This is a genomic window from Mesorhizobium sp. M8A.F.Ca.ET.218.01.1.1 (genome assembly GCF_004791165.1).
Lineage (GTDB): Bacteria > Pseudomonadota > Alphaproteobacteria > Rhizobiales > Rhizobiaceae > Mesorhizobium.
Window position 1 is genome coordinate 1297208 of record NZ_SRUZ01000001.1, and the last position, 17499, is coordinate 1314706.

A 17499-nucleotide genomic window follows, 5' to 3' on the forward strand; every position below is an offset into this window, starting at 1 on the left:
AAAACGATGTCGTGAGGGGAGCGGCAGCGCGGATACCATGTCACGAAAATGTGATCAGCCGACTGTAAGGCGGTCGATCAGGCAACAAGCTCCAGCCAATCCAGCCAGAGGCTCTCATGACCGAACATCGCTCCCCCGACGCCCGATTCCGCACCAGCCTGCTCGAGGAAAACGAAGGCCCGGCCAACAATCCCAGCGAAAACCACACGATGGGCGAGATCATCGCCGCGCGGTTTTCGCGCCGGGGTTTCCTCAAGGGTTCGCTTGCCGTCTCGGCGATCGCCGCCACCGTCAGCCCGCTGGCGATGATCGCCGCCGACGATGCCCGCGCCGCGGAAGGCTCGGCCTTCAAGTTCGACGAGCTGGAGGCCGGCATCGACGACAAGCACCATGTCGCGCCGGGCTACGACGCCGATGTGTTGCTGCGCTGGGGCGATCCGCTGTTTGCCGATTCGCCGGAATTCGATCCGACCAAGCAGTCGGCACAAGCCCAGGCCAGGCAGTTCGGCTACAACAACGACTATGTCGGCTATATCGCGATCGATGGCTCGGCGGAACATGGCCTGCTGGTGGTCAACCACGAATACACCAACCCGCATCTGATGTTCCCGGGCATCGTCAAGATCGTCGAGAAGGACGGCAAGAAGGCGGCCGAGGTGGCGCCGCTCTCGAAGGAGCAGGTCGATGTCGAGATGGCCGCGCATGGCGGCACCATCGTCGAGATCCGCAAGGACGGCGGCAAATGGCAGGTTGTGCGTGACGGCAAGCTCAACCGCCGCATTACCTCCAACACCGAGATGGCGCTGTCCGGCCCGGTCGCCGGCCATGACCGCGTCAAGACCAATGCCGATCCGTCCGGCACGAAAGTCTTCGGCACGATCAACAACTGCGCCGGCGGCGTCACGCCCTGGGGCACCTATGTGATGGCCGAGGAGAACATCCATGGCTATTTCTCCGGCGAGCTGCCGGAAGGCCACAAGGAAGCCGCCAACTACAAGCGCCTCGGCATCCCGGAAGGCGCCTATGAATGGGGCACGCATTACGACCGCTTCAACCTCGCCAAGGAACCGAACGAGCCCAACCGCTTCGGCTGGATCGTCGAAGTCGATGTCAACGACCCGAATTCGGTGCCGCGCAAGCGCACCGCCATGGGCCGCTTCAAGCATGAGGGCGGCGAATCGATCGTCGCCAAGGACGGCCGCGTCGTCTTCTATCTCGGCGACGACGAGCGCTTCGACTATGTCTACAAATTCGTCACCAAGGGCATGTTCAATGCCGGCGACCGCGCGGCCAACAAGGACCTGCTCGACGACGGCACGCTGCATGTCGCCAAATTCGCCGAGGACGGCTCGGTCGAATGGATGCCGATCGTGTTCGGCCAGGGTCCGCTGACGGCGGAAAACGGTTTTGCCGGCCAGGCCGACGTGCTGATCGAGACGCGCCGCGCCGCCGACCTGCTTGGCGCCACCAAGATGGACCGGCCCGAAGACATCCAGCCCAATGCCGGCAACGGCAAGGTCTATGTCATGCTGACCAACAATTCCAAGCGCAAGGCCGATCAGGCCGACGCCGCCAACCCGCGCGCCGGGAATGCCTTCGGCCACATCATCGAGATCGTCGAGGACGGCGGCGATTTCGCCGCCACAAAGGGCAAGTGGGAAGTGCTGCTGAAATGCGGCGACCCGTCGGTGGCCGATGTCGGCGCCACCTTCTCCACCGCGACGACGGCCAATGGCTGGTTCGGCATGCCCGACAATTGCGCGGTCGATTCGGCCGGGCGCCTGTGGGTCGCCACCGACGGCCAGGGCCCGAAGGCCACCGGCCGCACCGATGGCCTATGGGCGGTGGACACGGAAGGATCGGCGCGGGCGACCTCGAAACTGTTCTTCCGGGTGCCGATCGGCGCCGAGATGTGCGGCCCGCTGTTTACGCCGGACGATCAGACCGCCTTCGTCGCCGTCCAGCATCCGGGCGACGGCGGCGAGGACTGGGACGCGTTTGGCCGGCCCTCCTACTATGAGGACCCGTCGACCCGCTGGCCCGATTTCAACCCCGACATGCCGGTGCGGCCGGCGGTCGTGGCGATCACCAAGCAGGGCGGCGGCAAGATCGGCGTCTGACAGCGAGACAAAACGAGAGGGGCTTCGGCGATCCGCGGCCCCTCTTTTTTGCGCGGCATTGCATTCAAGCCTCGGGAAAGATTGGTAATTTACACATGGCGCCCTAAATCGCGATCAGGAGATCATCGCCATGCCCAAGTCGATCTACGACCGTGGCCTGCTCAAACCTGACGAAGTGGCCACGTTGCAACGTGTCTTCGATGAGGCCTGCCGCCGACGGCAAGCGCATCCCGAATCCACGGAGGCGCGTGAATTGGCGCTCACCTTGCTTGCCCTCTACAATGCCGGCATGGTCGACGAGGAGATGCTGACCGAGGCCGTCGGTTTCCGGCGGCTGGAGCCGAAATCAGCGTGAGGTGCCCGGCTGGCCGGGACCGGCGATGCGCCTGGCTATCGCCTTGGCCAATATGCCGGCATTGGCGAAGCAGCCGCGGATGCTCGGCCGCATGCCGGTGAACCACAGGCCCGGCAGTTTCGGATCGGCCTGGCCGCCGTTGAAGAGCGGAACGCCTTTCTCGTCGAGCACGCCGAGATTGCCGACCATGCGCTCCAGGCCGGTGCGGTAGCCCGTCGCGGCAATGACGATGTCGGGAGCGATCAGGCTGCCATTGGCCAGCATGACGCCATCGCGGGTGAACTCCCGTATCCCCGGCACCACCAGGATCCTGCCCGATTTGATGGCCTTGACGGCGCCATCGTCGGCGGCGATCGCGGTGTAGTCCGAAGTCAGACGGCTGGCGCCGCCGGCAGGTGCCCGCGGCATGCCGAATTTGGTGAGATCGCCGAAAACCAGGCGCTGCGTCACCGCCATGACCGCATCGGCGACGCGCAGCGGCAAGCGCGCCATGAGCGGCGAGAGGCGATGCACGGCGATCTTGCCGATACGCTTGGGCAAGAGGACGGGGCCGTTGCGGGCCGACAGCCAGACGGCGGCGGTATCGATGCCCGCCAGATGGTTGAGGGCATCGAAGCCCGAATTGCCGGCGCCGACAACCAGCACCTTCTTGCCCGCATAGGCCTGGGCGTCGCCAAAATCGGCCGAATGGACGATCCGGCCCCTGAACGCCTCCATGCCCTTCCATTGCGGCGTGTAGGGCTCCCTGTCGCGGCCGGTGGCGACGACGACATGACGCGCCAGGCGCGAGCCGGCGCTGGTGCGCACGATCCAGTGGTCGCCCCCGGACATGATGGCCTCGACGGAAACGCCAAACTCCACCGGCAAACGGTTCGCCTCATGGAAATCGTTCATATGGCGGATGACGACATCCCGGTGCGGAAAGGCAGGGGTACCCTTGGGATAGGCAAGGCCGGGCAGCGCCGAGAGATCGCGGTGGGTGTTGAGGTGCAGCTGTTCGTGGCGCCGGCGCCAGGGCTCGGCCAGCCGGCTTTCCTTCTCCAGCACCACCGTCGCCACGCCGGCCTTCATCAAGGCCCGCGCGACAGCCAGCCCCGCGGCGCCGGCGCCAATGACGATCGCCGGCTCGACCGCCAGCAACTGCTCCATCATCGTCCCGGGTGTCGTGTTAGCCATTCACACTCGAATCCCATTCGCCCTTGCGGCAACCCCGAAAGGCTCGCAGGCCGCTGTAACAGTTTGATCGCGCGCCGAGCCCGAACGGCAAATCGAAGCCGATTTTCAATGGGCCCGCGCCGAGCCGTGGTCTCGCCCCGGAGCATTCCGCCGCCGGGCGAAAACTACCGGATCGCGCAACCGCGGCCAAAACCACGACATGAAACGGTTGCCCGCTTCTGTCCGAATACATCCAGCCCTATATGGCATATCGGCGGCATCGGCGATAACCAGGTCGCGGCAAAGTGATTGATTCGAGGTCCGGGGGCTGGTGGACCTCTTCTGACGATGCAGGAATTCGAACCCGTAACCGACTCGGCTTCCCGCTAGAAATCAAGGCGCCACGGCGGTCTTGCGTGCCATTCAAGGCATGCGGCGCCGCAGACGGCACGCGGAATCTCGACCATGCCCTCCTTGCGGATCTATTTCGACAACATCCTCGAGGGCGCCTCGCCCAAGGTCGAGCGACTGGCGCTGACGCATGTCGAGCGGCTGGCGCTGGTGCGCCGCTATGGCGATTTCTCGCTCGCCTATTCCACCGCCGCGCAGCGCAAGCTTTCCTATTTTGGCGACGCCGACGGCTACATCGCCTTCGGCACCAAGATGAGGCATCATTTCGCGCTCGGCGATCCGGTGGCGGCGCCGGCGCAGCGGCCCGATTATATCAGACGCTTCGTCGAGCGTGCCGGCGGCCCATGGTTCGTGCAGATCGGCGAACAGACCGCCCAGGTCCTTGCCGGACTCGGCTACAAGGTCAACCGGCTGGGCATCGACACCCGCCTTGTCCTGCCCGACCATGATTTTTCCGGCAAGCGCAACGAGACCGTGCGCTATTCCGAGCGCTGGCTGCTGAAGAAAGGCTTTTCGTTCGAGGAGGACAAGCGCACGATCCATCTCGACGAGATCTCCCGGCTCTCCCAAAACTGGCGCGGCGACCGTATCGTCAAGCGCTGGGAGATGGGTTTTCTCAACCGTCCGTTTTACGAGCAGCTCGGCACCGACATGCGCCGTTTCGTCCTGCACGGTCCCGATGGCGACCTGGTCGCCCTGCTCGACTTCGATCCGCTGTTCGCCGACGGCAAGGTGATCGGCTACACCACCGCCTTCAAGCGCAAGCATATCGATGCCTCGCCGCATGCCGAGATCGGCCTGACCAAATTCGCCGTCGACCGCTTTCGCGAGGAAGGCGTTTCGGTGGTGACGCTCGGCCTGTCGCCGCTGGTCGATGTCGGCCCGAGCGGATTTGCCGAAAGCGAGTTCTGGCGCAACACCTTCCAGCGCGCCTACGACTCGCCCTGGATCAACCGCCGCAGGTTCAACCTGCAGGGACAGGCGGCATTCAAGCGCCGCTTCCATGGCGCCGAGGAGCCGGTCTATATCGCCTTTCGCGAGGGGGCCTACATCGAGATGCTGGGGCTGCTGCGGCTGGTCAAGGCCATCTGAGATCCGCCGATATTCAGGTGAGGCCGGCCTGCGCTGAATCTCACAAATCTCGGCTGCGGCTCAGGACGCCTTCAGCCGATCAGTTGCGCAGCCGGTAGCCGGTCCGGAAGATCCAGGCGACGATCGCGATGCAGGCGGCCAGGAACACCAGCGTCATGCCGAGGCTGATGCCGACCGAGACGTCGGCCTTGCCGTAGAAACTCCAGCGAAAGCCGCTGATCAGGTAAACCACGGGGTTGAACAGCGTAATCGTCTTCCAGATGCCTGGCAGCATGTGGATCGAATAGAAACTGCCGCCGAGGAAGGTCAGCGGGGTGACGATCAGCAGTGGCACCAACTGCAGCTGCTCGAAGCTTTTCGCCCAGATGCCGATGATGAAGCCGAACAGGCTGAAGGTGACCGCCGTCAGGATCAGGAAGGCGAGCATCCAGAACGGATGCTCGATCTGTAGCGGCACGAACAGCGAAGCCGTCGCCAGGATGATCAGGCCGAGGATGATCGACTTGGTCGCTGCCCCACCGACATAGGCGATGACGATCTCCAGATAGGAGACCGGAGCTGACAAAAGTTCGTAGATCGAGCCGACGAATTTCGGGAAATAGATGGCGAAGGAGGCGTTAGAGATCGACTGCGTCAAGAGTGACAGCATGATCAGTCCCGGCACGATGAAGGCGCCGTAGCTGATGCCGTCGATCTCGGTGATGCGCGAGCCAATGGCCGAGCCGAAGACGACGAAATAGAGCGATGTCGAGATGACCGGCGAGATGATGCTCTGCAGCACGGTGCGGAACGCACGCGCCATCTCGACCCGGTAGATCGCCCATACCGCGCGAAAATTAGGGGCCGCACGCAGGTTCATGGCTTTTGCCTCAGGAGATTGACGAAGATCTCTTCGAGCGAGCTGTTCTTGGTGTCGAGATCGCGGAACTGGATGCCGGCCGCCTCGAGATCCCTGATCAGCGAGGCGACGCCCGGCCGGTCGCTCTGGTTGTCATAGGTGTAGGTGAGTTGGGTGCCGTCCGGCGACAGTTCGAGCGCGTAGTGCGAGAGCCCGTCGGGCACGCTGGCGAGCGGCGCGCGCAGCTCCGCCGTCATCTGCTTGCGGCCGAGCTTGCGCATCAGTTCGGCCTTGCCTTCGACCAGGATGATTTCGCCGCGGTTGATGACGCCGACGCGGTCGGCCATGGCCTCGGCTTCCTCGATATAGTGCGTGGTGAGGATGATGGTGACGCCGTCCTCGCGCAACCGGCGCACCATCTCCCACATGTCCTGGCGCAGCTCGACGTCGACGCCGGCGGTCGGCTCGTCGAGGAACAGGATGCGCGGCTCGTGCGACAGCGCCTTGGCGATCATCAGCCGCCGCTTCATGCCGCCCGACAGGGTGATGGCCTTGGCGTCCTTCTTGTCCCAGAGCGACAGATCGCGCAGCACCTTCTCGACAAAGGCCGGATTGGCCGGCTTGCCGAACAGGCCGCGGCTGTAATTGACCGTTGCCCAGACGCTCTCGAAGGCGTCGATGGTGAGTTCCTGCGGCACCAACCCGATCAGGCTGCGCGCGGCGCGATAGTCCTTGTTGATGTCGTGCCCGTCGACCGTGACGGTGCCCGACGAGCGGTTGACGATGCCGCAGACGATCGAGATCAGCGTCGTCTTGCCGGCGCCGTTGGGGCCGAGCAGGGCGAAAATCTCGCCCCGCTGGATATCGAGATTGACTTCCTTGAGCGCGGTGAAGCCGGTGGCGTAGGTCTTGGAGACCCCGGAAATGGACAGAATGGAGGGCATGGTTGAAAACGGCTGCCTGAAAGAGGTGACTTCATATAGGCCTGTTGTCGCCCGGTGCAACCGCAAGTCAATGCCGCTGCTGCCAGTTCTCGACACCGGGGCGCGGGCAGCCTGAAGACAGATCGCCTGCATCCGGTAAAATTGTCCTGTGGCGTTCAGCCTCGCGGCAGGACGCCGCTTTGACCTGCCCCCGCTTCGGGCCTATCCTTCGCCAGTATTGGAGCAATTCCAGGAAAAGTGTAAAGAGGTTTTCTGCCCGGAGTTGCGTCGAAATAATAAGCAGCCGGAGCCCGCCATGGACCCGCTTATTCTCTCGCGCATGCAGTTCGGCGCGAATATTTCGTTTCATATCCTGTTTCCGACGATCACCATTGCCCTTGGCTGGGTGCTGCTGTTCTTCAAGCTGCGTTATAACGCGACCAATGATTCCGCCTGGATGCGCGCCTATTTCACCTGGGTGAAGGTGTTCGCGCTGTCCTTTGCCATGGGCGTGGTTTCGGGCGTCACCATGAGCTTCCAGTTCGGCACCAACTGGCCGGGCTACATGGAGCATGTCGGCAACATCGCCGGACCGCTGCTCGCCTACGAGATCCTCACCGCCTTCTTCCTCGAAGCGGCCTTCCTCGGCATCATGCTGTTCGGGTTCCGTCGCGTTTCCAACCGCGTCCACACGCTGGCGACGGTGCTGGTTGCCGGCGGCACCACGCTGTCGGCCTTCTGGATCATCGCGCTCAATTCCTGGATGCAGACCCCGGCCGGCTTCGAGATGCGCGATGGCGTGGCACATGCCGTCGACTGGTGGGCCATCGTCTTCAACCCGTCCATGCCCTACCGGCTGGTGCACATGCTGCTCGCCTCGGGGCTTACGGTCTCGTTCCTGATCGCTGGCCTGTCGGCGCTGCGCCACCTCAGGGGCGACCGTTCGGAATCGATGTGGAAGGCGCTGCGCACCGGCGTCTTCACCGCCGCCATCCTGATCCCGATCCAGATCCTGGCCGGCGACCAGCATGGGCTCAACACGCTGGAACACCAGCCGCAGAAGATCGCGGCCATGGAGGCCAACTGGAACACCGGCCCCAACGTGCCGCTGGTGCTGTTCGCGCTCCCCGACGAGGCGGCGAAGGAAAACAGATTCGAGGTCGCGATTCCGGATGGGGCCAGCCTTATCCTGCGGCACGGCACCGACGGCGTGGTGCCAGGGCTGAACGACTACCCCGGCAACCACCCGCCGGTCTTTCCGCTCTTCTGGAGCTTCCGCATCATGGTCGGCACCGGGCTTTTGATGCTCGCCGTCTCGTGGTCGGCCGCCTTCTTCCTCAAGCGCCGGCATTCGCTGCCCAGGCCGCTCGCCCTGCTGATGGTGCCGATGGCGCTGTCGGGCTGGCTGGCGACACTGGCCGGCTGGTACACGACCGAGATCGGCCGCCAGCCCTGGCTGGTGACCGGCGTGCTGAAGACCGCCGACGCCGTCGGTCCGGTGGCCGGCAGCCATGTCGCGCTGACGCTCGCCATCTATCTCCTGCTCTACCTGCTTTTGCTGATCGCCTATCTCGGCGTGCTGGTGCACCTGGCGCTGAAGGCGGCCAAGGATGGCGATTCATCGCCGCTGCCGGGCGTGATGAAGACGGCCATGTCGCAACCGGCGGCGGGGGAGTGAGCATGCTTTCATCGCAGGTCCGCGCCGCCCCTCACCTGCCTGCCGGCATCCTCTCCCCGTATAGTGACGGGGAGAGGGGCGCTGTCGTCGCCGGTTTCGCTTCTCGTCAGCGTTGCTGGAGGGGTGCCGGCGGTGCGGCCAGCCCACTTCTCCCCGCCACTATACGGGAAGTGCCCGGCAGGGCGATGACGGGCGGCGCCAACCCCGATAATCGATTTGAAACGATCGCTTCAAGCGGTAAGGCCGTGCACCCGGCCCATCGCGGCTGGGAGATATCCCGATGACCTATGACTGGCCAACCCTGCTCCCCCTCATCTTCGCCGGTCTGATGGGCCTCGCCATCCTGATCTATGTCATTCTCGACGGGTTCGACCTCGGCATCGGCATCCTGTTCGCCGCCGCCGAGGACACCGAGCAGGACACGATGATCGCGGCAATCGGCCCGTTCTGGGACGCCAACGAGACCTGGCTGGTGCTGGCCGTCGGCCTGCTTCTGGTCGCCTTTCCGCTGGCGCATGGCGTCATCCTCACCGCGCTCTACATTCCCGTCTTCGTGCTTTTGGTCGGGCTGATCCTGCGCGGCGTCGCCTTCGATTTCCGCGCCAAGGTGCCGGCGGGGAAAAAACATCGCTGGAACCGTATTTTCTTCCTGGGTTCGGTCATCGCCTCGCTGGCGCAGGGCTACATGCTGGGCGTCTACGTGCTCGGCCTCGATGTCGGGCGGGGCGGCATGGCGTTCGGCGTGCTGGTGGCGTTCTGCCTGGCGGCCGCCTACGCGGCGATGGGCGCTGCCTGGGTGATCTACAAGACCGAAGGCGAGCTTCAGAAGAAGGCTGTGCGCTGGCTGCGCACGGCACTGGTGCTGACCGCGCTCGGCATGGCCGCGGTGTCGCTGGCGACGCCCTTCGCCAGCCCGCGCATCTTCGACAAATGGTTCGTCTGGCCACAGATGCTCTATCTGTCGCCGCTGCCGATCCTGTCGGCGCTGCTGTTCCTCTGGCTGTGGCGGCAGACCTTCCACCTGCCGAGGCCCGACGACCGCCATGCGCTGACGCCGTTCCTGACGCTCGCCGCCATCTTCGCGCTCGGTTTTGCCGGGCTGGCCTGGTCGTTCTATCCGTTCGTGGTGCCCGATCGCCTGACCATCTGGCAGGCGGCATCGGCCACCGAGAGCCTGGCGATCATCCTGGCCGGCACCGTGGTGGTGCTGCCGGTGATCATCTTCTATTCGTTCTACGCCTACCGCGTGTTCGGCGGCAAGGCGACGGATCTGACTTACGATTGAGGGGTGATCGAGCGCTTGCGGTAGAGGTCACGGCGAGGCGCCCCTCTCTGGCCTGCCGGCCATCTCCCCCCTCGAGGGGGGAGATCGATGTTGGCTAGGCTTTCGCCAATCTCCAACGCGGAAAGCTGGCGAGACGCCGAAGCTGCCGATTTCCCCCCTTGAGGGGGGAGATGCCCGGCAGGGCAGAGAGGGGCGCTGTCCCGCCGGCCTATCCTCTCTTAATTACTCGCCGACAGCACCAGTACCGGCTTTTCGCTGTAGAGCGCCGGGAACAGCGTCTTCAAATTCGCCACCTTGGGCAGGTCGTTGTAGACGATGTAGGGGTAGGTCGGGTTCAGCGTCAGGAAGTCCTGGTGGTAGTTTTCGGCCGGATAGAAGGTCTTGCCGGTCTCCAGCGTGGTGACGATGGGCTCGGAGAACACCTTGGCCTTGTCGAGCTGGGCGATGTAGCTCTGCGCGATCTTCTTCTGCGCGTCATTCTCGGCGAAGATCGTCGAGCGGTACTGGGTGCCGGAGTCCGGTCCCTGGTAGTTGAGCTGGGTCGGGTTGTGGGCTACCGAGAAATAGACCTGCAGCAGCTGGCCGTAGGTGACGACGGAGGGATCATAGGTGATCTCGACGGATTCGGCATGGCCGGTGCGGCCGGTGCCGACCGTCTCGTAGACGGCGTCGTCCTTGGCGCCGCCAGTATAGCCGGAAACCGCCTTGCTGACGCCCTTGACGTGCTGGAACACGCCCTGCACGCCCCAGAAGCAGCCACCGGCGAAGATTGCCTTTTCGCTGCCCGTGGCCGCCTTTTCGTCGATTGCCGGCGGCGGGATTTTCACCGCGTCCTCGGCGGAGATGGCCGGCGTCAGCCAGAAGGCGGCGCCCGCGACGGCAAGGGCGAGTGCGGCGAGCGCGCCCCGGACAAGACCGGCCGAACGGTTGTTGGTGTTGGTCATGGTTGCACTCCTCATGGCTTCCCCGTTGATCAGTAATTTGGGGGATCAGTCTATTGGATCAGCTACGGTGGCGCGATGCGCGAGTTGCGGCGGCGCCTCACATTCGCGTGCGCCGGGACTTTCGCCTTGACGTAGTCCCCGACGCAAAACCGCTTCAAGCCTTTGCCGGGATTGTTCCAGCGACTGTCCCCGGCTGGACAGGGAGCCCGCCGGGGACAGCCACGCGCCAAGCTCAATTGGCGGTGGCATCCGTTGCCGGCTTCATGGCATCGGTCGCCGGTTTCATCGCGTCCGCGGCGGGCTTCATGGCATCCGCAGCGGGCTTCATGGCATCGGCGGCGGGCTTCATGGAGTTGGTGGCCATCGGGTCGGCCGGCTTCATCGCATCGGTTGCCGGCTTCATCGCGTCCGCGGCCGGCTTCATGGCGTCCGCGGCGGGCTTCATCGCATTGGTGGCATCATCGGCGCGCGCGATGCCGCCGGCAAACAGCGCGGTCGAGCACAGAGCGAGCGCGAGCGCCGGCAGCGTCAGGCGGGAGAAATTGGTCATGGTCGGTTTCCTTGTGGGGTTGGTGGCACGCCCTTTTGGACGGCCGGGGTCTTGCGCCGCCGCCCATGCGGTGGCGCAAATCTCTGCTCGGCAAATCTCTGCTCGAACGCGATCTAGTTGGCGGCGGCGGCCAGGATCGGCCCGCCGCCGGGCGACTGCACCAGCACGGCGGTGCTGAGGCCGCCCGAGGCTGCCGGCAGATCGAGCGTCTTGGCCTCGCCGCTCCAGCTGCCGAGTTTTGTCAGCGCGTGCACGACATTGGCGTGCGGCAAGGTGCGGCCGGTGTTTTCGCCGCGCGCCACCGGCACCTCGACGACACCCTTGGTGTAGCGCACCAGCCAGACATCGGCCTTGCCGCCCGGTGCCGCGCCGGCGCCGATCGCGACCTTGCCGCCGTCGAGCGAAAGCGACGGACCGCCGGTCTTGGCCGTGGCAGTGATCAGATGTTCGATCTCACCGGGTGCGGCGCCGACGACGTCGGCATGGCCGTTGACCACCACTTGCGGCGTGAACGGCCCGTCATGGCCGAGCGGCGGCTCGTAGGAAACCTGGCGCTGGGTGAATTCCTGCTTGCCGAACGTGTCCTTCCAGCCGAGATAGTCCCAATAGGTGACGTTGAACGACAGCGCGAGCACGCCGGGCCGGTCCTTGACCTTGATGAGGTTGGCATTGGCCGGCGGACAGGACGAGCAGCCCTGGCTGGTGAACAGTTCGACCACGCTGAGCGGCTGGGCTGCCGCCGCGCCGAGCGAGGCGGCGAGCGCCAGAGCGGCGAGGCCGGACAGTGCGAGGACCCTGCTTGAGATGACTGGCGACATCGGCTTGCTCCCTGGGAGGGCGCCACGATGCGCCCGTCATATCCCCACTTCGCCGCCACTTGCCGCTTCGTTACAGCGCTCACCGGTTTGTGATTGAAGAGCGCCTGCCCCTCTTCCTTGCGGCGCTGGAGATTGGCGAAAACGGTCGCGCGTCCAATCTCCCCCCTCGTGGGGGAGATGTCCGGCAGGACAGAGGGGGGCGTAGAGCGCCTATGCTCGCGCTTTTAAACAGATGTCGGCGCACGCGGGGGACATGGCCGGTCGACCCAGGGCGGAACATCGTGAACTTGGCAAGGTCGGCGGGACAGCGCCCCCCTCTGGCCTGCCGGCCATCTCCCCCACGAGGGGGGAGATCGGCAGTGTTACTGTGTCAGCGCGGTGTCCGAGGGCCGCTTGTTGAAGTCGCACTTGCCGGTCACGTTGTAGAAGAAGTCGGCGTTGCTGACCGGCGCCGGGACCGCGTTGCCGCCGTCTTCCCAGGCCTGATAGCCTGTCGAACCGCAAGGCACGAGGCCGAAGATATCGACGACCTGGCCGGTCGCGATCTCATTGTAATTGATAGCGTTGGTCTGCGGATCCTTGATCCCGCTGTAGAGCCGGTTGGAGGTGGTCGGATCATTCGTCTTGAGATATTGCGGGTTGCCTGATGGCACATACATCTGCAGACTGAGGCCACCCATCTGGCTGACATCGATGGACGCGCCGGTGCCATCGGCGGGATACATCGTGTCGACACAGTAAAATTTTGTCTGGAACTTGTCGGTCTGGATCACCGCACCGGCGGGCGGGTTGGAGCCGGCGAGCTTGCAAACCTGCGTCTGGGCCACCGTGGTGACGGTCTTGCCGGTCGAATCGGTCGTAAGGATGCTGGTGGTGGTGGTGCCATAGCCCTTCGGGTCTCCGGTCTTGCCATAGACGTAGTCGATCGTCATCAGCGGCTTGGCCGTCGTCGCACCGAATTGCGTGCCGTAGAGCGTCATCTTCTTGTTCCAGTAGCCCGATACGCCGGTGACCTTGAAGTTGGCCGCGACCAGCGCCGGCGGCTTGCTGACCGCCGAGGCCACCGCGATCGGCACGGTGTCGATCCTGGCGATGGTCATGAAAACGGTCGGCATGGCGAAACTTGCCGTGGCCCGCGCGGTGGTCGCGGTGGCGGTGGTCCCAGCCACGAAGCTGGTCAGCGTCGCTGTGCCTTGTCCGCCGTTGGCGATGAAGGAATCCTGCAGCATCGTCTGGCGCTGCGGCAGCGTCGACGTGGTGTCCATGGTGGTGATCGTCAGGATCGCGGCATCCAGCGCCTGCTGCTGGTTGGACCTGGTCTGGACCGCGCTGGTGTAGTCGACCGAGAAGCCGACGGCCGCGATCAGCGGCATCAGGCTCACCAGGAAGAGCGGCATCATCGACCCGCCGCGGGAACGGGCAAAGCCGCTTGCAAGCTTGAACATTTCCAACCCCCAACAGGCATTAGCGAGCGTGCGATTACCACGCAGCCGGCAAACCAAGGTCTAATCTGAACGATTAAAGTTTATGCATCGTTGGCGCGCAGACCGGTTTTTCGATTCTTTTGCCGATTTCACCGCTTTGTGTGCGGCGGGCAGCCCTTGGGCGCCAAGCCTTGCCGCCGCTTGCCGCCCCTGCTAAAGCGCGCGGCATGAGCACGCCCCTCGACCACATCCGCAATTTTTCCATCGTCGCCCATATCGACCATGGCAAATCGACGCTCGCCGACCGCCTGATCCAGTCGACCGGCGGGCTGGAGCTGCGCGACATGAAGGAGCAGGTGCTGGACTCGATGGACATCGAGCGCGAGCGCGGCATCACCATCAAGGCGCAGACGGTGCGGCTTAAGTACCGCGCCAACAATGGCGAGGACTATATCCTCAACCTCATCGACACGCCCGGCCATGTCGACTTCGCCTATGAAGTGTCGCGGTCGCTGGCCGCCTGCGAAGGTTCGCTGCTGGTGGTCGATGCCAGCCAGGGCGTCGAGGCGCAGACGCTCGCCAATGTCTACCAGGCGATCGACAACAACCACGAGATCGTCGTGGTGCTGAACAAGGTCGACCTGCCGGCCGCCGAGCCGGAGCGCATCCGCGAGCAGGTCGAGGAGGTGATCGGCATCGACGCTTCGGGCGCCGTGCTGATCTCGGCGAAGACCGGGCTGGGCATTCCCGACGTGCTGGAAGCCATCGTCCACCAATTGCCGCCGCCGCGCGAGGGCGATGCCACGGCACCGCTGAAGGCGATGCTGGTCGACAGCTGGTACGACGCCTATCTCGGCGTCATCGTGCTGGTGCGCATCATCGACGGCGTGCTCAGGAAAGGCCAGACCATCCGCATGATGGGCACCGGCGCAAAATATCTGGTCGAGCGCACCGGCGTGTTCACGCCCGCCCGCATCAATGTCGACGAGCTCGGCCCCGGCGAATTCGGCTTCTTCACCGGCTCGATCAAGGAAGTGGCCGACACCCGCGTCGGCGACACCATCACCGAGGACAGGCGCCAGACCGCGCATGCCTTGCCCGGCTTCAAGCCGGCGCAGCCGGTGGTGTTCTGCGGCCTGTTCCCGGTCGACGCCGCCGATTTCGAGGACCTGCGCGCCGCCGTCGGCAAACTGCGCCTCAACGACGCCAGCTTCTCCTATGAAATGGAAACCAGTGCGGCGCTGGGCTTCGGCTATCGCTGCGGATTCCTTGGCCTGTTGCATCTCGAAATCATCCAGGAGCGGCTGGAGCGCGAGTTCAACCTCGACCTGATCGCCACCGCGCCATCGGTCGTCTATCGGCTGCTGCTCAATGACGGCTCGGTCAAGGAACTGCACAACCCGGCCGACATGCCCGACGTGGTGAAAATCTCGGCCATCGAAGAGCCATGGATCCGCGCCACCATCCTGACCCCCGACGACTATCTCGGCGGCATCCTGAAACTCTGTCAGGACCGGCGCGGCATCCAGGCCGACCTCTCCTATGTCGGCAAGCGCGCCATGCTGACCTACGATCTGCCGCTCAACGAAGTGGTCTTCGATTTCTACGATCGCCTGAAGTCGATCTCCAAAGGCTACGCCTCGTTCGACTACCACCTGACCGACTACCGCGAGGGCGACCTGGTGAAGATGTCGATCCTGGTCAATGAGGAGCCGGTCGACGCGCTCTCGATGCTGGTGCACCGCACGGCGGCGGAAAAGCGCGGCAGGCAGATGTGCGAGAAGCTGAAGGAGCTGATCCCGCACCACCTCTTCAAGATCCCGATCCAGGCCGCCATCGGCGGCAAGGTCATCGCGCGCGAAACCATCTCGGCGCTGCGCAAGGACGTCACGGCGAAGTGCTACGGCGGCGACGTCTCGCGCAAGCGCAAGCTGCTCGACAAGCAGAAAGAGGGCAAGAAGCGGATGCGCCAGTTCGGCAAGGTCGATATTCCGCAGGAGGCGTTTATCCAGGCGCTGAAGATGGGCGATTGAGGGGTCCGGCCTCCGGCCCGAGGCAGCGGGTCCCACCCCAGTGCGGGTGACGGGACATCCCTGGATACCTACCGCCTTTCCTTTCGCCGGACACGCCCAAGCTCGCCAAAATCAATTTGAACTGGGCTAACGCGCTTCACACCGGACGGCGGACCGCCCCTTTGAGTATACTCCGTTCCGACGTATCCTCCCCCTAGCTTGGGGACACACCACATGCGCACCACTTCAGACACCATCGCCTCTCTCGGCCTCGCCATCGGCGGCGCCTTCGGCCTGGCCGGCACCTTCGTCGCCAGCGCGTCGCTGCGTGAAACGCTCTGGACGATCGACGGCGTGGCGCTCGTCGTGGCCGCAGCACTGCTCACCATGAAATACCAGCGGCTCGGCAATGATTGCGTCGCCGCGGGCTTCCTGACCTTCCTTGCCGGGGAGAGCCTGCTTCTGGCTGGCAACGCGGCGGGGTTGCAGGCCAGCGTGCCTTCCTATGTCGGCGGCATCTCGCTTTGGGCGGCGGCGCTGATCCTGGTCAGCGTGCCCAACACTTTTGCGCTGTGGATGCGGATCACCGGGCTCATTGCCGCCGTGCTGTTCCTGGTGTCGGTGGGCATGGTGCTGTGGGGCGCGCCCTTGCTGCCGACCTCGGCGCCGCTGCCGGCGGCCGGCTATCCCTTCCTGGTGCTGACCTTCATCGGCTGGATCTGGACCTTGCTGAAGCCCGACCGGTGAGTGCGCCCCAATGTCCGCCCCCGTCGAACTCCGCAACAGTCCCACCAACAAGTTCTCTTCCGTCGCAGGGTCGTTGCTGATGGCGGCGATTTTTGGCTTCTATACGCTGAAGGGGCTGGCCAACGGCGCCGATGGCGGGCGGGTGTTTTTGGTGGCGTTGCTGGCGCTTGGTTTCCTCGGGTTCGGCGGCTACATGGTGCGCGGCGCCTTCGACACCTCGGTCAAGGTGGTGCTCGACGAAAACGGTTTTCGCGATCGCCGCCTCGGCGACGTGCTGGTGCCCTGGCACAGGGTGCAAAGCGTGCGCCTCTCCTCCTCCGGCAAGGGCTCGGGCATGGTCAGTTTCGAACTGACCGGTGAGCCGTCCGACGCGCTGGCCAATGCGCTATTCGGCGGGAACACCGTGCGCATGGAGGTCAACTCGCTCGACATGAGCGGGCTGGACATTGTCGCCGCGATCAAGCGGCTGGCGCCGCATGTGGCGGTGACCGGGTAGGCTCTCCCTTCCCGCCCTTGTGGGGGAAGGTGTCGCCGAAGGCGACGGTCGAGGGGTGCGCGACGGAGTGAGAGGTACGGTTTCGCGCCTATCCGATGCGTTATCGAGGCGATCAGGGTGTTCGCGCCGCATGTGAGGATCACAGGTTAGGGTAAAGACGACGAAGGTTGGTGCTGCCCCTCACCTGCCTGCCGGCATCCTCTCCCCGTATAGTGACGGGGAGAGGGGTGCTGTGGCCGACGCTTTCGCCAATTATCAGCGCTGCAAGAAAAGTGCCGGCGTTGCGGCCAGCCCCTTTCTCCCGTCCTATACGGGGAGAAATGCCCGGCAGGGCAATGAGGGGCGGCGCTGGCGCTGAAGGTGGCGCAGGGCGCGGCGCTTCTTCCTTCTCCCCTTGTGGGAGAAGGTGGATCGGCGCGCCAGCGCCGAGACGGATGAGCAACTGTGTTTTCAGGCTTTGTCTGGATACCAGGGTTGGTTGTGTCGAAGCATGGCGCTGAGGATGGTCATAATCTTTCGGGCCACGGCGACGATGGCGACCTTTGGTTGCTTACCGTTTGCAATAAGACGCTGGTGGAAGGCTTTGAGTACGGGATTGGAGCGGCTGGCGGTGAGCGCTGCCATGTAGACCACCCTGCGCAGAGCATGCCG

The 17499-nt window shown here is 64.4% G+C and carries 15 protein-coding genes and 1 pseudogene; 8 read left to right on the forward strand and 8 right to left on the reverse strand.

Features of this window, described 5'->3' with window-relative positions:
• The first annotated feature begins 116 nt into the window (after positions 1 to 116).
• Together EN861_RS06295 and EN861_RS06300 are read left to right on the forward strand one after the other, a co-directional pair.
• Positions 117 to 2120, forward strand: coding sequence for a PhoX family phosphatase (locus EN861_RS06295; RefSeq protein ID WP_135862929.1), 2004 nt, complete (start codon positions 117 to 119; stop codon positions 2118 to 2120).
• A 130-nt stretch (positions 2121 to 2250) separates the two neighbouring features.
• Positions 2251 to 2475, forward strand: a complete 225-nt coding sequence (locus tag EN861_RS06300) for a hypothetical protein (RefSeq protein ID WP_127276434.1) — start codon at positions 2251 to 2253, stop codon at positions 2473 to 2475.
• On the opposite strand, the gene EN861_RS06305 is transcribed toward EN861_RS06300, so the two are convergent.
• On the reverse strand, positions 2467 to 3651 hold the full coding sequence (locus EN861_RS06305) for an NAD(P)/FAD-dependent oxidoreductase (RefSeq protein ID WP_135862931.1): 1185 nt from the start codon (positions 3649 to 3651) through the stop codon (positions 2467 to 2469). The genes EN861_RS06300 and EN861_RS06305 overlap by 9 nt on opposite strands.
• A gap of 444 nt (positions 3652 to 4095) precedes the next feature.
• Here EN861_RS06305 and EN861_RS06310 point away from each other — a divergent pair, with 444 nt between their 5' ends.
• Positions 4096 to 5133: a phosphatidylglycerol lysyltransferase domain-containing protein gene (locus EN861_RS06310; RefSeq protein ID WP_127276438.1), complete on the forward strand. Its 1038-nt coding sequence runs from the start codon at positions 4096 to 4098 to the stop codon at positions 5131 to 5133.
• A 79-nt stretch (positions 5134 to 5212) separates the two neighbouring features.
• Here EN861_RS06310 and EN861_RS06315 read toward each other — a convergent pair whose 3' ends face one another.
• Complete coding sequence (locus tag EN861_RS06315; RefSeq protein ID WP_127276440.1) at positions 5213 to 5992, reverse strand: ABC transporter permease; 780 nt, start codon at positions 5990 to 5992, stop codon at positions 5213 to 5215.
• Positions 5989 to 6915, reverse strand: a complete 927-nt coding sequence (locus tag EN861_RS06320) for an ABC transporter ATP-binding protein (RefSeq protein ID WP_127276442.1) — start codon at positions 6913 to 6915, stop codon at positions 5989 to 5991. The genes EN861_RS06315 and EN861_RS06320 overlap by 4 nt, the downstream gene beginning before the upstream one ends.
• Before the next feature lie 295 nt (positions 6916 to 7210).
• Here EN861_RS06320 and EN861_RS06325 point away from each other — a divergent pair, with 295 nt between their 5' ends.
• Both EN861_RS06325 and EN861_RS06335 read left to right on the forward strand, forming a co-directional pair.
• Positions 7211 to 8572 carry a cytochrome ubiquinol oxidase subunit I gene (locus tag EN861_RS06325; protein ID WP_127276444.1) on the forward strand — a complete coding sequence of 454 codons (1362 nt, stop codon included), beginning with the start codon at positions 7211 to 7213 and terminating at the stop codon, positions 8570 to 8572.
• Positions 8573 to 8852: 280 nt separating this feature from the next.
• A complete protein-coding gene (locus EN861_RS06335) occupies positions 8853 to 9857 on the forward strand; it encodes a cytochrome d ubiquinol oxidase subunit II (RefSeq protein WP_127276446.1) in 1005 nt (334 codons plus the stop codon).
• Positions 9858 to 10075: 218 nt separating this feature from the next.
• Here the strand turns inward: EN861_RS06335 and msrA are convergent, their stop codons facing one another.
• The 4 genes from msrA to EN861_RS06360 all read right to left on the reverse strand — a co-directional run bounded on the left by msrA (position 10076) and on the right by EN861_RS06360 (position 13614).
• Entirely contained in the window at positions 10076 to 10801 is a 726-nt protein-coding gene (msrA, locus tag EN861_RS06340; protein ID WP_127276448.1) for a peptide-methionine (S)-S-oxide reductase MsrA, read from the reverse strand.
• A gap of 232 nt (positions 10802 to 11033) precedes the next feature.
• Positions 11034 to 11351 carry a hypothetical protein gene (locus EN861_RS06345; protein ID WP_127276450.1) on the reverse strand — a complete coding sequence of 106 codons (318 nt, stop codon included), beginning with the start codon at positions 11349 to 11351 and terminating at the stop codon, positions 11034 to 11036.
• A 113-nt stretch (positions 11352 to 11464) separates the two neighbouring features.
• Complete coding sequence (locus EN861_RS06350) at positions 11465 to 12169, reverse strand: DUF1223 domain-containing protein (protein WP_127276452.1); 705 nt, start codon at positions 12167 to 12169, stop codon at positions 11465 to 11467.
• A gap of 362 nt (positions 12170 to 12531) precedes the next feature.
• Positions 12532 to 13614 (reverse strand): pilus assembly protein TadG-related protein, encoded by a 1083-nt coding sequence (locus EN861_RS06360; protein ID WP_127276454.1) that lies wholly within the window; start codon positions 13612 to 13614, stop codon positions 12532 to 12534.
• Between the two features lie 206 nt (positions 13615 to 13820).
• Here EN861_RS06360 and lepA point away from each other — a divergent pair, with 206 nt between their 5' ends.
• The 3 genes from lepA to EN861_RS06375 all read left to right on the forward strand — a co-directional run bounded on the left by lepA (position 13821) and on the right by EN861_RS06375 (position 16848).
• Positions 13821 to 15626 carry a translation elongation factor 4 gene (lepA, locus tag EN861_RS06365; protein ID WP_127276456.1) on the forward strand — a complete coding sequence of 602 codons (1806 nt, stop codon included), beginning with the start codon at positions 13821 to 13823 and terminating at the stop codon, positions 15624 to 15626.
• 213 nt (positions 15627 to 15839) lie between these two features.
• A complete protein-coding gene (locus EN861_RS06370; protein ID WP_127276458.1) occupies positions 15840 to 16352 on the forward strand; it encodes a hypothetical protein in 513 nt (170 codons plus the stop codon).
• Positions 16353 to 16431: 79 nt separating this feature from the next.
• Entirely contained in the window at positions 16432 to 16848 is a 417-nt protein-coding gene (locus EN861_RS06375) for a hypothetical protein (RefSeq protein WP_127276460.1), read from the forward strand.
• Between the two features lie 450 nt (positions 16849 to 17298).
• On the opposite strand, the pseudogene EN861_RS06380 reads toward EN861_RS06375, so the two are convergent.
• Positions 17299 to 17499 (reverse strand): annotated as a pseudogene (locus EN861_RS06380) (IS110 family transposase); the annotation flags it as partial.

Coding starts and splice junctions, on each gene's coding strand:
- EN861_RS06295 (WP_135862929.1), top strand. CDS start 117: ATGACCGAACATCGCTCCCCCGACGCCCGATTCCGCACCAGCCTGCTC.
- EN861_RS06300 (WP_127276434.1), top strand. CDS start 2,251: ATGCCCAAGTCGATCTACGACCGTGGCCTGCTCAAACCTGACGAAGTG.
- EN861_RS06305 (WP_135862931.1), bottom strand. CDS start 3,651: ATGGCTAACACGACACCCGGGACGATGATGGAGCAGTTGCTGGCGGTC.
- EN861_RS06310 (WP_127276438.1), top strand. CDS start 4,096: ATGCCCTCCTTGCGGATCTATTTCGACAACATCCTCGAGGGCGCCTCG.
- EN861_RS06315 (WP_127276440.1), bottom strand. CDS start 5,992: ATGAACCTGCGTGCGGCCCCTAATTTTCGCGCGGTATGGGCGATCTAC.
- EN861_RS06320 (WP_127276442.1), bottom strand. CDS start 6,915: ATGCCCTCCATTCTGTCCATTTCCGGGGTCTCCAAGACCTACGCCACC.
- EN861_RS06325 (WP_127276444.1), top strand. CDS start 7,211: ATGGACCCGCTTATTCTCTCGCGCATGCAGTTCGGCGCGAATATTTCG.
- EN861_RS06335 (WP_127276446.1), top strand. CDS start 8,853: ATGACCTATGACTGGCCAACCCTGCTCCCCCTCATCTTCGCCGGTCTG.
- msrA (WP_127276448.1), bottom strand. CDS start 10,801: ATGACCAACACCAACAACCGTTCGGCCGGTCTTGTCCGGGGCGCGCTC.
- EN861_RS06345 (WP_127276450.1), bottom strand. CDS start 11,351: ATGACCAATTTCTCCCGCCTGACGCTGCCGGCGCTCGCGCTCGCTCTG.
- EN861_RS06350 (WP_127276452.1), bottom strand. CDS start 12,169: ATGTCGCCAGTCATCTCAAGCAGGGTCCTCGCACTGTCCGGCCTCGCC.
- EN861_RS06360 (WP_127276454.1), bottom strand. CDS start 13,614: ATGTTCAAGCTTGCAAGCGGCTTTGCCCGTTCCCGCGGCGGGTCGATG.
- lepA (WP_127276456.1), top strand. CDS start 13,821: ATGAGCACGCCCCTCGACCACATCCGCAATTTTTCCATCGTCGCCCAT.
- EN861_RS06370 (WP_127276458.1), top strand. CDS start 15,840: ATGCGCACCACTTCAGACACCATCGCCTCTCTCGGCCTCGCCATCGGC.
- EN861_RS06375 (WP_127276460.1), top strand. CDS start 16,432: ATGGCGGCGATTTTTGGCTTCTATACGCTGAAGGGGCTGGCCAACGGC.